At 41.5% G+C, this 15,381-nt stretch carries 15 protein-coding genes; 6 read left to right on the forward strand and 9 right to left on the reverse strand.

The genetic code is table 11. The features are described 5' to 3' along the window. Positions 1-74: 74 nt before the first annotated feature. Positions 75-722: a tRNA (guanosine(46)-N7)-methyltransferase TrmB gene (gene trmB, locus NFS43_RS03900; RefSeq protein WP_251549655.1), complete on the reverse strand. Its 648-nt coding sequence runs from the start codon at positions 720-722 to the stop codon at positions 75-77. A gap of 156 nt (positions 723-878) precedes the next feature. Between trmB and NFS43_RS03905 the strand changes: the two genes are divergently transcribed. After that, a complete protein-coding gene (locus NFS43_RS03905; protein ID WP_251549657.1) occupies positions 879-1,157 on the forward strand; it encodes a YtzH-like family protein in 279 nt (92 codons plus the stop codon). Here NFS43_RS03905 and NFS43_RS03910 read toward each other — a convergent pair. The 4 genes from NFS43_RS03910 to thpR form a co-directional block, all read right to left on the reverse strand. Continuing rightward, complete coding sequence (locus NFS43_RS03910; protein WP_251549659.1) at positions 1,145-1,930, reverse strand: phosphotransferase family protein; 786 nt, start codon at positions 1,928-1,930, stop codon at positions 1,145-1,147. The two genes, NFS43_RS03905 and NFS43_RS03910, sit on opposite strands and share 13 nt — an antisense overlap. A gap of 182 nt (positions 1,931-2,112) precedes the next feature. Next, the gene (gene pulA, locus NFS43_RS03915) at positions 2,113-4,248 is read right to left on the reverse strand and encodes a type I pullulanase (RefSeq protein WP_251549661.1); all 2,136 of its coding nucleotides are present in this window, start codon (positions 4,246-4,248) and stop codon (positions 2,113-2,115) included. After that, positions 4,235-5,218 (reverse strand): diacylglycerol/lipid kinase family protein, encoded by a 984-nt coding sequence (locus NFS43_RS03920; RefSeq protein WP_251549663.1) that lies wholly within the window; start codon positions 5,216-5,218, stop codon positions 4,235-4,237. Before NFS43_RS03920 ends, pulA begins: the two co-directional genes overlap by 14 nt. Before the next feature lie 24 nt (positions 5,219-5,242). After that, positions 5,243-5,812, reverse strand: a complete 570-nt coding sequence (gene thpR / locus NFS43_RS03925) for an RNA 2',3'-cyclic phosphodiesterase (protein WP_251549665.1) — start codon at positions 5,810-5,812, stop codon at positions 5,243-5,245. A gap of 145 nt (positions 5,813-5,957) precedes the next feature. Between thpR and cysK the strand changes: the two genes are divergently transcribed. Further along, on the forward strand, positions 5,958-6,881 hold the full coding sequence (gene cysK, locus NFS43_RS03930) for a cysteine synthase A (protein ID WP_251549667.1): 924 nt from the start codon (positions 5,958-5,960) through the stop codon (positions 6,879-6,881). Between the two features lie 41 nt (positions 6,882-6,922). Here cysK and dat read toward each other — a convergent pair whose 3' ends face one another. Beyond that, complete coding sequence (gene dat / locus NFS43_RS03935; RefSeq protein ID WP_251549669.1) at positions 6,923-7,795, reverse strand: D-amino-acid transaminase; 873 nt, start codon at positions 7,793-7,795, stop codon at positions 6,923-6,925. 419 nt (positions 7,796-8,214) lie between these two features. On the opposite strand from dat, the gene NFS43_RS03940 reads away from it, so the two are divergent. Both NFS43_RS03940 and NFS43_RS03945 read left to right on the forward strand, forming a co-directional pair. Beyond that, positions 8,215-8,436, forward strand: coding sequence for a DeoR family transcriptional regulator (locus tag NFS43_RS03940; protein ID WP_251549671.1), 222 nt, complete (start codon positions 8,215-8,217; stop codon positions 8,434-8,436). Between the two features lie 190 nt (positions 8,437-8,626). Next, positions 8,627-9,964 carry an amino acid permease gene (locus tag NFS43_RS03945; protein WP_251549673.1) on the forward strand — a complete coding sequence of 446 codons (1,338 nt, stop codon included), beginning with the start codon at positions 8,627-8,629 and terminating at the stop codon, positions 9,962-9,964. A 49-nt stretch (positions 9,965-10,013) separates the two neighbouring features. Here NFS43_RS03945 and speD read toward each other — a convergent pair whose 3' ends face one another. Next, positions 10,014-10,823: an adenosylmethionine decarboxylase gene (speD, locus tag NFS43_RS03950; RefSeq protein WP_251549675.1), complete on the reverse strand. Its 810-nt coding sequence runs from the start codon at positions 10,821-10,823 to the stop codon at positions 10,014-10,016. 204 nt (positions 10,824-11,027) lie between these two features. Between speD and NFS43_RS03955 the strand changes: the two genes are divergently transcribed. Next, positions 11,028-11,459 carry a Dps family protein gene (locus tag NFS43_RS03955; RefSeq protein WP_251549677.1) on the forward strand — a complete coding sequence of 144 codons (432 nt, stop codon included), beginning with the start codon at positions 11,028-11,030 and terminating at the stop codon, positions 11,457-11,459. A 29-nt stretch (positions 11,460-11,488) separates the two neighbouring features. Here the strand turns inward: NFS43_RS03955 and NFS43_RS03960 are convergent, their stop codons facing one another. Continuing rightward, positions 11,489-12,208, reverse strand: coding sequence for a pseudouridine synthase (locus NFS43_RS03960; RefSeq protein ID WP_251549678.1), 720 nt, complete (start codon positions 12,206-12,208; stop codon positions 11,489-11,491). Further along, positions 12,195-13,832 (reverse strand): putative polysaccharide biosynthesis protein, encoded by a 1,638-nt coding sequence (locus tag NFS43_RS03965; RefSeq protein WP_251549681.1) that lies wholly within the window; start codon positions 13,830-13,832, stop codon positions 12,195-12,197. Before NFS43_RS03965 ends, NFS43_RS03960 begins: the two co-directional genes overlap by 14 nt. 229 nt (positions 13,833-14,061) lie before the next feature. Between NFS43_RS03965 and NFS43_RS03970 the strand changes: the two genes are divergently transcribed. Next, positions 14,062-15,342 (forward strand): BaiN/RdsA family NAD(P)/FAD-dependent oxidoreductase, encoded by a 1,281-nt coding sequence (locus NFS43_RS03970; RefSeq protein WP_251549725.1) that lies wholly within the window; start codon positions 14,062-14,064, stop codon positions 15,340-15,342. The last annotated feature ends 39 nt before the right edge of the window (positions 15,343-15,381 follow it).

Genomic DNA, 15,381 nt, shown 5'->3' on the forward strand with positions numbered 1-15,381 from the left:
ATTAAGAGGTTTCTTGAAGAATAATGTGGGCAGATAAAAAATTCCCATCAAAAAAAGGCAGTTCAGCGACTGCCCTATTGTTCGTTCTGGTATTTAACTTCGCATCGGTAAATCCGGTTTCCTTTTTCTGAAAACTTTTGTTCGTATTCCGTCATGATATTGCCTTCATAGTCACTCTTATGCAAATCAAGGCTAAGAAATTTTAACAATAATCCATATTGGGAAAAACTCATGAGCGAATATTCAAATAAGCTCTGATTATCCGTCTTAAAATGAATTTCCCCTCCGTCCATCATGATGTCTTCATAAAGTTTTAAAAAATCTTTGTAGGTTAACCTTCTCTTTTCATGGCGGACTTTTGGCCAAGGATCTGAGAAATTCAAATAAACACGCGCCACATCATTCTTGGCAAAATACTTGGCTAAGTCTGCAGCATTCACGTTAAGAAGTTTGAGATTTGGCAGATCCGCCTCAATTAATCTGTCCAAAGCCGCAACAATGACACTATCATACAATTCAATACCGATGTAATTAATATCCGGATGCGCTTTGGCCATTTCAGTAATGAAGCGGCCTTTCCCTGTGCCTACTTCAATATGCAGCGGCTGGGCCTTTTCAAATGCCTCATGCCACCTGCCTTTAAAATCTACAGGATTTGGTACGATGTATTGCGGATGCTGCTCTATTTTATCCTTTGCCCAAGGTTTATTTCTAAGTCGCATTTTTGACACTCCTAAATTTTCTCTCGTTTTAAAAACATATCATGCCATGAACTATGTGTGCAAGTCCCACTTTCATATTGCCATGAATAAATAAAAAAAGAATTCACAACCTAACTGTGAATTCCTTTTTAATCCCACTTGAAAGGGTGTGCTGTTATGCCTTTAAGCCATAATGACCAAGTGAACCTGCTTACAGACATATTAACTAATCACCAAACCGATTGCTGCGGATCGGTTGCCGAATGCGAGCAGCTAGAGCGGCTCGTAAAATCGCTAATGGTCAATGCACAAATCGATCAAAACGTAAAAAACATTTTGCAAGAAGTGTACAACTACAGCCAAAAGGGAGCACAAACTGCAGATTTGGACCAGCATATCTCAGCAAACCAAGCGAATTTATCCCAATGGGTAAATGATATTGGTCAGTTTTCTTGAGACATGATGTCACACAGGAATAAGATCCATTTGTTCATCTCTTCTGTACTGTCTTTATCTTTGTACCATTGGATGGACGATATTGCTTGAAGGGCCACATACCATTTCATTCTAAGCTTAAGATGGTCATCTAGCTCTTGCCCGTATACTTGCAGCCAATCTTCCCAATTTTCTTCAGGAATGTACCAATAGAGGAGCATCCCTAAATCCATGGCGGGGTCGGCAATGGATGCCCCGTCCCAATCAATTAAATACAACTGGTTGTTTTCTGCAAGCAGCCAGTTGTTATGATTTACATCCCCATGGCATACCACTTTTTCATCACAATAGACATTTTTTGCCTCTTTTATTAAAAAGCTGACCGCCTTTTGCACCTCCGGCAAGTAACGCACATCATCATCAATATTCTCCATCACGTTTTGAAAATGGTCCTCAGGATTAATTGGCGTTTTCTCCAACCGGCTTAGCATCCCAAGCATCGGCTCCGAACGGTGTATTTTCTTAAGCAGCTTCGCAACAAGATCATGGTTCATCTCAGAAGGCTTTAGTTCTCTGCCTTCAAGCCATTGCTGTGCTGTTATGACATCTCCGTTTTCCAATCGTTTTGTCCAAACAAGCTTAGGGACGATGCCCTCTGCCGACAGTACAGCAAGAAACGGAGAAGAATTCCGCTTTAAAAAAAGCCTTTGATCTTCTCTCTGTGCGTAAAAGGCCTCACCTGTTGCGCCTCCAGCAGGGGTGATTTCCCATTCTTGTCCAAAAATATGTTCCAAAACTGTTCACCTTCAACTTATGCCGTTCTATGGGAGGGGTAGCCCCATATTTATTCAGACTTAAAAAACTCGTTATTATTGTTTTTAACAATAAAAAAAAAGCTATTGAAAGCATTCTACAATAGCTATCCTTTATAAATTTTATCTCCAATAGCTGAGTCTCGTCAAGTAACCTTGAACAACTATTTTTTTAGGAAAACATTCAGAGAAATAGGCTCGATGGCAATCTCTCCCCCAGCAACAGCAGTTTTGGGTGTTATCCCCGCATTTGCATGATCAGCCAGAACCAGCCAATCACCCATGGGAATGTCCACTGCCTGTTTACTTGAAAGGGGATTGACCAATAGAATGAGTTCAGTGTCTCTCTCTTTAAACAACAGTCCTAACAATGATTCAGGCATAGGCAGCGAGGTGATCGTACCTCGGATTTTTTCTGCGGTGGGAAGGCGAAAACATGGAAAGACTTTTCGGATCTCAATAAGCCCCTTGACATACTCTACATATGGAAGAAACTCGGATTTGCGTTTCCAATCAAGTTGATTGATCCTATCAGGGGAGCAATAGCTGTTAGCTTCGCCATACTTTGTGCGGAAAAATTCCTGGCCGCTGTGCAGAAATGGGATCCCCTGAGAAAGAATGACCAGCCCTGTCGCTAAACGGTGATATTTTCTTCGAAGCGAATCATCCATATTCGGAAAACATGCAAGCAGTTTATCCCACAAAGTGTGATTGTCATGGCATTCAACATAATTGACCGTTTGGCTTGGTTCATTAAAGACCCTATTGCCTATTTGCGTAAAACCAATGCTGCCGGTTATGGCTTCCAAGGCGGCATCCCGGTATTGAATGTTTCCGAGCGCATAGCCCTGATCAAGCAATTCAAACGTACTCCCTTTAATCGTATCTCTAAATTTATCATTAAAATGGGCAATGGAGGCTAATTTGTCCTGATTGGCAATAGTGGCCTTTTGATCACTAGACAGAGGCGTATCAAGATCCCAGCCTTCGCCGATGATAATGGCATCATTGGAAATTGAATCGCAAACCGCTCTGACTTGTTTCATGGTTTCCACATCTAAAATCCCCATTAAATCAAACCGAAATCCATCCATGTGGTACTCTTCCATCCAAAAACGGATGGAATCCAAAATAAACTTTCTGGCCATCCGGCGTTCAGAGGCCAAATCATTGCCAACACCGGTGCCATTGGAAGGAATACCTAATTCATTATATCGAAAATAATACCCTGGAACGATTTTTTCAAATGAAGATTCTTCACGGATAAATACATGATTATAGACCACATCCATAATGACCCGAAGGCCTGACTGATGGATCCGGTCAATCAACTGTTTAAGCTCGCGTATTCTCGAATAAGGACAGGCAGGATCAGAAGAATAGCTCCCTTCAGGCACATTAAAATGCAAGGGATTATATCCCCAGTTATAATCCTTCTGCCATTCCCTTTCGTCCACCCCAGCAAAATCATGAAGCGGCATCAACTGCAGATGGGTAATTCCCAAGTCTTTCACGTAGGATAAACCCGTTGACATACCATCGTTCCCTGTTGTGTCCAGTTCCGCGGCTCCCAAATAAAGGCCTTTATGCTTGGCCCCGCTGGCCGGGTGAATCGTAAAATCGCGAATATGCGTTTCATAAATGACAGCATCAACTGGGTTTTCAATAAAAGGCAGGGCAATCTTAGGCCGGTCGGTTTTGGCAAGGTCCACAATAACGCCCGCCTCTCCATTCTCCGTTACAGCATTAACATATGGATCGACTGCTTCCCGCCATTCTTGATTGATTTGAACCAGGAAACTATATTGGTATCGTTCTAAATCCCCTCTGACGGCGACCGACCATACACCCAAGTCACCTCGTTTCATTTTCACAATTTCTGAGTAATGGCTGTTGGGAGGGCGCAATTTCAATTTCACTTGGGAGGAGGTGGGAGCCCATACCTTGAAACAGGTCTCTGTAGGCTGGTAGCTGGCACCCAAGTCATTACCAGGATAATAGAACTTTTGGTCAAAGGCCTCCGTTCGAACCACAGCTCCCATTTGCAAATCCGTTTTGAGCCCATACTCATCGACAATCCAATAAGGCCGGCCAAAATAGATTTCCTGCGAACACTCACATACGTATTTATAATAGTCCTCAATCAGCAGCTTTTCCTTCAATTTTAACGGATGAATCATCGGTCCATCCGTAATATAAAAAGAAGATGAGACCCTTTGCTGACTAGTCCTCGGGAGGAGAATCGTTATGATATTCATTTCATCCAAATAAGCCAGGAAACTCCTCTCAGCGGCTATCATTCGCTTCCTCCTCAATCATGGCAAATTTTTCGTTCTTCGGTCTTCTTGTTAACACCTGCAATCCTTTATGCTGGATCTCTATTTTTAAAGGCGTGTATCCAATATGCTCTCCATCACCGTGAACATATAAAGCTTCACTGGAATGAATGGAGATCTGTTTCCCTTGAAACATTTTTACTTCCTTAAAATGAGTGTGCTTTCCCCAGAAAACGCTGACAAAAATCACCAGTAATTTCCATTTTGAAAGTTGATGGGCTATTGTAATATCCAAAAGCCCATCATCTGGCACAGCCTGCGGCGCTATTTTCATTCCTCCTCCATAGAAGGCTTGATTGGAGACTGTCACAAACCATGTTGATTCAAATTTATGCTCGCTCCCATCAATTAATAATTGGATGTCGGCTGTTTTATACGTAAATAATTCTTTGATCAGAATATATACATACGCTAACCGCCCGAGCGACAGCTTATTTAACCATGCTTTTATTTTGGAATGATTGACCTCATAAGCAATTAAAGCATCAAACCCGGCACCCATGTTGTTTATAAAATAGTGATTTGTTTGGCCGGACATCGCCATGTGCCCATAGTCAATAAGAGCAGGCTCTCCCTTCATAAGACGAAGAATCACTTTTAGGGCAGCTTTCGGGTCTTTAGGAATTTGAAATCCCCGTGAGAAATCATTTCCGGACCCGCCTGGAATAAAGCCAAGCGTAACATGGCCAAAATCCACAATCCCATTCATGACTTCATGCAATGTCCCATCACCGCCAACAGCCACTACGATCACTTCATGTTCGGCTGCGGCAGCCATTTGATAAGCCAGTTTTTTTGCATGTCCGGGATATTCCGTAAAAACAGCCATATAAGAGACTTCCTCAGCCATAAGCGTGGCTTCAATTCTTCTCCATATAGCAAGACAATGGCCATTTCTTGCTTTAGGATTGATAATAAAATAAATATGTTTCATACAACCAACCTTTATCTCGATATTCTAAGATTGTAACGGAAATGCTTTTATTATTTCATACTTCGGTGTAGATTGAAGATTTGTCCGGTATAGCACGACTTCCTTTACAAGAAAAGGCAATGGCTCCGGCTGCACTTGCTGCCAAATGTCCAGCATACTCACTCGGAATGGCCCTTCTCCCCTCCACTTTCTGGCCAGTGTGATATGGGGATGGAACGGCCGAGTCTCGAGCTGAAATCCAGCTTGTTCACAGGCTGTAAAAACGATTCGCCTAATCATATGAAGCTCAGGGCTTTCTTCAGTATCCGCCCAAAAAACACGGGGACTTTCCGATTTTCCAAAAATTCCAAGCTTGTTTATCTTTAATAGAAATTTTTGTTCATCTATTAATGAATCGTTTACATTTTTATATGCGGCAGCTAACTTTTCCTCTTCAGCAGATCCCAAGAATGCTAAGGTTATATGAAGGTCTTGGTGATGGATCCAGCTGCTGAATGGAAACGATTGCTTTAATGTTTCCATATGATCTTTCATGAATAATTTAGTTTCATCTGGAATTTTAGCAGCAAAAAAATAATGAGATTTTGTTTCCATTTTAAATGCCTCTCTTTTACTCAATTTTAGTCTATTTTTTCCCAATTGTATCTATTTAGTGATCAAGATTTTTTTACAAATATCTTTAATTTCTTTATGATTAAGGTGGCATTTAAAATACATAGAACGAAATGGAGGATCCCTTATGAAATTCGTCAACAACATTGCAGAACTAATCGGGGAAACACCACTGGTGAAGTTAAATCGCATGGCTCCTGAAAACGGGGCCTCTGTTTATTTGAAGCTCGAATACTTTAATCCTAGCAAGAGTGTAAAAGACCGGGCGGCCTTTAATATGATCATCGAGGCTGAAAAAGCTGGTCTCCTGAAGCCTGGCGGTACCATTATAGAACCAACCAGCGGAAATACCGGAATTGGCCTTTGCATGAATGCAGCCGCAAGAGGCTATAAAGCGATTATTGTCATGCCGGATACGATGACGAAGGAACGTATCCGTATAATGGAAGCATATGGGGCAAAAGTAGTTTTGACTCCAGGCGCCGAGAAAATGCCAGGTGCCATCAAAAAGGCTCAGGAACTGGCAAAAGAAATACCCAACAGTTTCATTCCTATGCAATTCGAAAATAAAGCGAATCCCGATGCGCACCGGCACACAACTGCTGTTGAAATTATCGAAGCCATGAAGGAAATTGGCAAGCCGCTGTCCGCATTTGTGGCAACTGCCGGAACAGGAGGCACGATAACGGGAACAGGAGAAACCCTAAAAGTACATTACAAAAATCTTGCCATTCATGTGGCGGAGCCTAAAGGTTCACCTGTGTTGTCAGGCGGAAAACCAGGTCCGCACAAGCTGGTCGGGACCAGTCCTGGTTTTATCCCGGATATTCTTAACACACATGTATACGATGAAATTCATCAGATTGACGATGAAGACGCTTATACTATTGCACGGAGATTGGCTAAGGAGGAAGGAATCCTCGTTGGTCCCTCTTCAGGCGGTGCCTGCTTTGCTGCAATAGAAGTAGCCAAACGGTTAACACCGGATGACGTGGTCGTCTGCATTGCCTGTGATACAGGAGAAAGATATCTTTCCAGTGATTTGTTTTAATATGATCAAGAGGCTGCCTTATCTCAAGACAGCCTCCTTTTTTATGCCAAAGTGGATTCTATTAAATTGCCGCATTGGCTTACTATTTCCTGCTCAAATGCTTGTTGCAGCTTTCGTGTAACAGTGCCAGGCTGCCCATCGCTTACGGTGCTGCCGCTTATCTCGATGACAGGCATTACTTCACTAGTCGTACTTGACAGGAATACCTCATCTGCAGCAGTTAATTCCTTTAACGAAAATACTCGTTCCTCTACTGGAATGGACAAATTTCTGCAATGTTGAAGGATGACATCCTTTGTTATTCCTTTTAAAATCAGTTCGTTAGATGGATGCGTGATCACCACTCCGTTTTTGACCATAAAAATATTGGAAGAGCTTCCTTCAGTAACATCCTGCCCGCGATGCTGAATAGCCTCGTAGCAGTTGTTTTCTCCCGCTTTTTGCTTCGCCAGGATATTGGCCAATAAGTTTAGGCTTTTAATATCACAGCGCAGCCAGCGGATATCCTCGGCTAAAATGGTATTCACTCCTGATTTTAATTTAGCCAGCGGTCTTGGCATTTCCTTTGTATAAGCAGTTAAGCACGGTGATACAACTTCAGAAGGAAATGCGTGATTTCGCGGTGATGCCCCTCTTGTTATTTGCATATAAATGATCCCCGTATGAAGGTTATTTTTTTCTATAAGCTGCTTGATCATTTCGGTTAACTCTTGGGTGGAAAAGGGCAAATTGATGCGAATGCTGGCCAGGCTTTTTTCAAAACGGGCCAAATGCTCCTTAAGCGTAAACAATTTTCCGTTATAAACACGAATAACCTCATATACCCCATCACCAAATTGATAACCGCGATCCTCAATATCAACTTTGGCTTCTGAACGATCCATCAGTTTCCCATTTACTATTGCATATGCCATGCTCACTATCCCCTTTGCAAAAATGTAGCTTTATTTTTAACAATAGCACTATTGCAAATTATGAATCAATCTTTTGATGTATTTATGGCTTATTTTTTATTAAAAACTAAATATTCAAAAAAATGTCATAAAATTGATCCCTTTCCCCATAACTTATAGTAAGAAAAAAAGGAGGTAACATAATCTGCCATAAAAAATTATGTATATTATGTAAATTTTCGCTTATTGGTAGAAATTTTCAGACATTATGGGTACAATAAGGTTAGATGTATGACATCTTAGTACCTCCTTCACCTATCTTTTAAAAGGAGTTGTCTGCGCGGAAAAGAAGATTACATATACTTGAAGATTTTTCTTCAAAGAGGCTGTCGGTAGAGGGATTAAGCCATAGGTTTGAAATTAGGATAGGGAGTGGTTCTTTGAAACCTTCAACTAACCGGATGTTAAACCGCATCAAATGTATCTACATGTTTATCCGTGATAACGGAACGGTAACGACTCAAGAACTTGTAGAGGAATTTGGTATCACTCCTCGCACCATACAACGAGATTTGAATGTTTTAGCCTATAATGACTTGGTCATAAGCCCAAGCCGCGGAAAGTGGACAACTACACAAAAAAAAGTGAAGATGTCATCCTAAAAACAAGGAATACTGAAACAAGATTTTAATAGCACACGCTAATAGCGTGTGCTATTAGTGTTTTTATCACCTGCTGCGTACATCGTCCCGTATGAAGGTATGAAATTGACAAAGACTATAATTATGTTATATTAGTATAAAAAACTTTAATGCATAAAAGCGTTTAAGCGAAAAAGGAAAAGGGAGCATCATGGAGAAAAAACAACAGGATTTAAAAAAAGGGCTATTGCCCAGACATGTTCAGTTTATTGCTTTAGCCGGGATGATCGGCACCGGTATTTTTAAGGGAAGCTCCGATACGCTGCATATAGCCGGTCCAAGTGTAGTGGTTACCTATTTAATTGGCGGCCTTTTGCTGTTTATTGTCATGGCTGCGTTAGGGGAAATGGCAATCGCCAACCCTGACCACAATGTCCAGCATCTGATTCACAAAGCTTTTGGGTTTCGAATTTCGTTTATTACTGGATGGCTTTATTGGATTAACTGGATTCTTGTCACCGTCGTTGAGCTGTTAGCTGCGGGAAGTTTCCTTCAGTTCTGGTTTCCGCAGACTCCTTTATGGTTGTTAAGCTTCATATGTGCCGCCATCATTGTGGGAATCAATCTATTTCAAGTAAAGGCCTATGGCGAACTGGAATTTTGGTTTGCAGGAATTAAAATTTTCGCGCTAATCGTGTTTATTATTCTTGGCATTTTCCTGTTACTCGGAATCATTCCCAGTGACGTTCAGGAGCCTTTCAAAAATTATACAGCACATGGGGGATTTTTTCCTAACGGGCTGGGCGGAACGTTCAGCGCCTTTCTAGTGGTCATGTTTTCATATGGGGGAGCAGAATTAATTGGGGTGGCGGTAACCGAAACTCAGGATAGTGAGCGGGTCATGCCCAAGATTGTCAAAGGAGTAATAGTAAGAGTCATCATTTTTTATATTTTGCCAATCCTGATTATTTGCGGTATGATGCCTTGGAATACAGTCACCGGCGCGGACAGCCCCTTTGTGCAGGTATTTAGCTCAGCCGGTCTGCCGGGTGCTGCCCATATCATGAACTTTGTATTATTAACTGCCGTGCTTTCCGCTGCCAATTCCGGGATCTATGCCACATCAAGAACCTTATTTTCAATGGCTCAAAGCGGTTCTGCCGCCAAAAGCCTGGCAAAAACCTCAGCAAAAGGGATTCCCCTTGCAGGAATCGCTATTACTAGTCTTTGTATCGCAATAGGTATTTATTTTGCCTATGTAACACCAAGCAAGGTCATAAACTATTTGATGACAATACCAGGATTCACGGTTATGGTGGTTTGGATCTTTATTTGTCTTGCACAATTAAAGCTCCGTGCCGCCTATAAAACCAAACCTGGTTTCCTGGTAAAAGGGTTCCCTTATACAACTATTCTAGCTGTTATAGGTTTAAGCATTATCTTTATCGGCTTTCTAATTAGTCCTAGCAATTTAATGGGTTCGTCCATTAGTATACTGATCCTTGCCGTCTTAACTATAGTTTCCTTTATCATGAAAAAAACTGTTTAAAAAAGAAGTCAGCATACGAGCTGACTTCTTCTTTTTTTTGGTTTCCCCCCTATTCCACTATATTTTTCCCATAGAAGATTTCATCCATTTCCAATTTGATCCTCTCGGTTATTTCGATATGCTCATCAGGACTCAATTTGTCTTTCGTATAGCCAAACAGGTAATTATTTAAATCAAATTCCTTTAGCTTGCATTTAGTATGAAAAATATGCTCTTGATAGACATTGACATCAATCATGTCAAATTGTTCACCGACATCCTCCGGAATGTAGTTTTGAATGGAGCTGATATCATGGTCGATAAATAACTTATACCCGTCTTTATTGCGGGTAAAGCCCCGGACTCGGTAATCAATAATCATCACGTCCGTCTCGAAGGAGCGGATGAGGTGATTGAGTGCTTTTAATGGAGAAATTTCACCGCAGGTCGAAACATCAATATCTGCTCGAAAGGTACTGATTCCTTCATCAGGGTGGTATTCCGGATATGTATGAACAGTGATATGGCTTTTATCCAATTGGAACACAACATTCTCCACTACTGGGCCTGGTGATTCCTCGAAATATTCCGAAGGAGCATGTTCCACAGGAGCCTCAGACACTAAAAGAGTCACACTCGCCCCTGCAGGCTCAAAGTCTTGGCTGGCAATATTTAAGACATGTGCCCCAATAATATCGGCGACATCTTTTAATATTTTCGTCAGCCTTTCCGCACTATACTGTTCATCGATATAATTTAAATATGCCTCCCTCTCCTCTTTTGTACGTGTAAAACAAATGTCATACATATTAAAGCTTAAGGACTTCGTCAAATTATTAAAGCCATGCAACTCAATCCGTTCTTTTTGAGTCAGCTTCATAAACACATCCCCCTTCTTTGCTGCCATCTGCCTTTCTTGGTTTGGACTGATAGTTATAAGTTACCCATAGTTTCACATTTTTATGGATGATTTATGGAAACCTCATGTTTGCTCACTATTATTTATAATTATTATTATTTAATATTTACTTTTATTTAATATGTGTTATAATTAATTCATACAAAAGATTAGGAGGAAGATCAAATGACAGTAGAACAAGTATTAAATCAGCAAATTGCAAACTGGAGTGTGTTGTATACGAAACTGCATCAGTTTCACTGGTATGTAAAAGGCCCTCAGTTCTTCACATTGCATGCCAAATTTGAGGAATTATATGAAGAAGCCGCATCCGTGGTAGACGAGCTGGCCGAGCAGCTGCTAAGTATAAATGGAAAACCTGTTTCAACTTTAAAAGAGTTTTTGGAAATGGCATCGATCAAGGAATCAACTGAAGCATTAACCGCAGAGGAAATGGTACAAGCTATCATTCATGACTTCTCTTTACTAATTGATGAGTTAAAGGCTAGTATGGAAGTGGCAGAACAAAACAACGATGAAGTAACAAGTGATATGTTCGTGGATCTGATTGGCAAGCTTCAAAAACATAATTGGATGTTAAAATCCTTTTTGGCATAGCAAAAGACAGGGCTTGAACCCTGCCTTTTTTATTTTACTTGATAGTCTTTCAATAACTCGACTTCTTCCTCGGTTAATTCCCGGTATTCGCCAAGTTCGAGGGTTTCATCCAGCTTAAGCGGCCCCATAGAAATTCGTTTAAGGTAGACGACTTTTTTTCCCACCGATTCGAACATTCTTTTTACTTGGTGAAATTTTCCTTCTGTAATCGTCAATTCGATATCAGAGCGGATTCCTGATTTTAAGATAACCAGCTCACCGGGCTTAGTTTCATACCCATCATCTAATATGACCCCTTTGCCAAAGGCCAGAATATCTTCCTCCGTTACCTCACCGTCAATCACGGCAAAGTAGGTTTTGGGGACATGCTTTTTGGGAGACAACAGCCGATGTGCCAGCTGCCCGTCATTGGTAATAAGCAGCAGGCCCTCCGTATCCTTATCAAGCCGCCCGACAGGAAAGGGCTCATAAACCTGATCCTCGAGCTCCAATAAATCAATAACGGTCTCTCCGGAGGGATCCTCTGTTGCCGATAACACTCCAGGCGGTTTGTTCATCATTAAATAAATAAACTCTTTGTATTCGACCTGTTCTCCATATAATGTAACGGTTTGCGCAGCGGGATCCACATGCCTTTTCGCATCCTTTATGACTTCACCCTCTACTTGAACTGCACCGTTCTTAAGGAGCTGCTTGACTTCCTTACGGCTGCCATAGCCAAGATTGGCCAGCAATTTATCTAGTCTCACCTGTACTCCTCCTTCTAGGCAGCATTAGTTTGTCCATCATCCGATCGATCCTATTGCCGAATAATCGGCGGGCAAGCCCAGACCTTAAACCTAGGTAAAAATAAATGCCGGCGCCGATAAGGGCACATACCACAATGATAATCACTGAATTAAACTTTGATGCCGGTGACAGGAATAACAATAAAAATTTATAAGAAAGTTTCGTCCCAATCCACATTATGCCAGCAAAAATGACAATCAATAAGCTTCTGCGCCAAACAAACCGAAATGGGTAACGGGCATACATTTTTATCACAATAATATTAAGAGCGATGGCAGCAATATAACCAAGGGCAGTGGCTAAAACGGCGCCCTTAATTTCCATTGCTTTAATTAATGGAACATTTAAGGACAGCTTAATTAATAATCCCACCAGCAAACTCAGAACGGTAAACCGCTGCTCATTAATCCCTTGCAAGATTGCCGCTGTAACAGAATACAAAGAAAATAAGATCGCTACTGGAGCATAGGCGCTGAGTACGCTTGCCCCCAGCAAATCATGCTGATAAAAAGCCGTATAGACCGGTTCGGCTAATAAGGATAATCCAATAGAAGCTGGAAGCGTCAAAAATAACAGCACCTGAAACGTTTGATTTAATTGGTGATTCAGGCTGTTTCTTTCTCCTTCAACAAACGCCTTAGTAATACTTGGAACGAGTGTTAGCGAGAAGGCAGTTGCAAGTGATACCGGAATAATAACGATTTTATGAGATTCGAAATTCAGGATTGAAAAATAATTATTGGCTGCCTTGGCTTTGATGCCAATCTCCGCCATAGCCTTGCCGAAAGTAAACTGGTCCACCGCTTGAAATAACGGATTCGCAATTCCTACTAAAACAAAAGGAAAGGCGTAGATAAAAATTTCTTTATAAATTTCTTTCAGCGAGACATCCATCGTCCCCTTATCATGGGCCAGCAGTTCGTCCAAATGCGGCTTTCTTCTATACCAATACCAAAATAAAACAAGCAGTCCGCCTATTGCCCCGATAAATGCAGCAAATGTCGCAACACTTACAGCGGTGACCATCTTTCCTTTGAAAAAATGAATGACGACGTATGCCCCAAGCAGGGTAAAGCTGATCCTGACAATTTGTTCAACTACTTGTGAAACAGCTGACGGCCCCATCGACTGATGTCCTTGGAAAAAACCGCGAATTAAACTCATAAACGGAACAATAATCAACGCAAAACTAACTGCACGCATGACTGTTGTAACATCCTCTAGGTTTGCCTTTTTACCTTGAGTGCTCATCTCCGCCAATGTTGGCGCAGCAAAATACATGATTAAAAAGGCCATGAACCCCGTTACCAGCATAATCAAAATACCGGATTTAAATAGTTTCCGGCCAACTGCATATTCTTCCAATGCATTATATTTGGAAATAAACTTCGATACGGCAAGCGGCACACCGGCAGTGGCTACACTGATAAAAATGGTATAGGGAACATAGGAAAATTGATAAAGAGTTGTCCCCTCCCTGCCGACAATTTGGAAAAATGGAATCACGTAAATTAGACCAAGTACTTTAGATAAAATGGTACCTATCGTTAATATAAAAGTTCCTCTTAAAAGCTTAGACTGCATATAATCCCTTCCTGACCGAAGAATACGGTTCGCTATGAATAAATAGCGCCTCATGATACGATTGCAAATAAAATTCGACTTTTTTTGCGGACTATTAGTAGTTTACAACTTCTTTTGCGCGGATGCTACTCACAACCCATGTTATTTTTCTTAAAATGTACAGCAATTCGTTTTAATTTCATAATTTATGTTTATAATGAAATGAATCTGTTTTAAAGTTGGTGAAATGATGAATGTTGATGTAATCGTAATTGGCGGCGGTCCATCCGGGTTAATGGCCGCCATTGCCGCTGGTGAAAAAGGTGCAAAAGTCCTGTTGATTGATAAAGGGGAAAAGCTTGGCAGAAAGCTGGCCATTTCCGGAGGCGGACGCTGCAATGTAACCAACCGGCTGCCTGTGGAGGAGATTATTAAGCATATTCCAGGCAACGGCAAGTTTTTATATAGCGCTTTTTCCATTTTTAACAACGAAGATATAATTCGGTTCTTTGAAAACTTGGGCATTGCCTTAAAGGAAGAAGATCACGGCCGGATGTTCCCGGTTTCCAATAAGGCCCAATCCGTTGTAAATGCTCTGTTAGATCAATTAGAAAAGCTCAAAGTCAAAGTTTTCAAGAATAGCCCCGTAGAGGATTTGATCTATGAAAATGACAAGGTCTCTGGTGTTTTGCTAAAAGACGGGCAAACCATTTCAGCCAACTCCATTGTCGTAGCAGTAGGAGGCAAATCAGTCCCCCACACCGGCTCTACTGGCGATGGTTATGCCTGGGCCAAAAAAGCAGGGCACACAATTACTGACCTGTTCCCGACTGAAGTGCCCGTGACGTCCAATGAGCCATTTATCCAAAATAAAACGCTGCAGGGTTTATCCTTAAGGGACATTGAATTAAGTGTGTTAAACCCCAAAGGGAAACCTCTCATCACTCATCGAATGGACATGCTGTTTACTCACTTTGGCATCAGCGGTCCAGCTGTATTAAGATGCAGCCAGTTTGTCGTTAAGGCCCTGAGGAAGTGGAACTTAAAAGAAGTGATTTTGAGTCTGGACGCCTTGCCGGATTCCAAGGAAGAAGAGCTATTTCAAGAAATCGTCAAGCTAGTCAAAAGTGAGCCAAAGAAAAGTATCAAAAATACGTTAAAGGGTTTTTTGCCCGAACGGTATCTTTTGTTTTTACTGGACTATAATGGAATATCTGCAGCTGAACAGGGAGGCACGATACCCAATGAAAAGCTGCGCAGCTTTGCCAAAAGCTGCAAACAATTCCCGATCAAGGCGAATGGGACTCTTTCGCTAGAAAAGGCGTTTGTGACGGGCGGCGGTGTTTCTGTAAAAGAGATAGAACCGCAAACGATGGCTTCCAAACTCATGAAGGGTCTCTATTTTTCCGGTGAAATTTTGGATATCCACGGATATACAGGAGGCTATAATATTACTTCTGCCTTCGTTACAGGAAGACTGGCAGGAACCAATGCCGCCCTGTTTGCAAAAACAGCGGAAAAGTCAGTTTAGATCGATAGTCATCCAAGCCTCCATTCATTGGGGGCTTTT

The organism is Neobacillus muris, from assembly GCF_943193175.1.
Lineage (GTDB): Bacteria > Bacillota > Bacilli > Bacillales > Cytobacillaceae > Neobacillus > Neobacillus muris.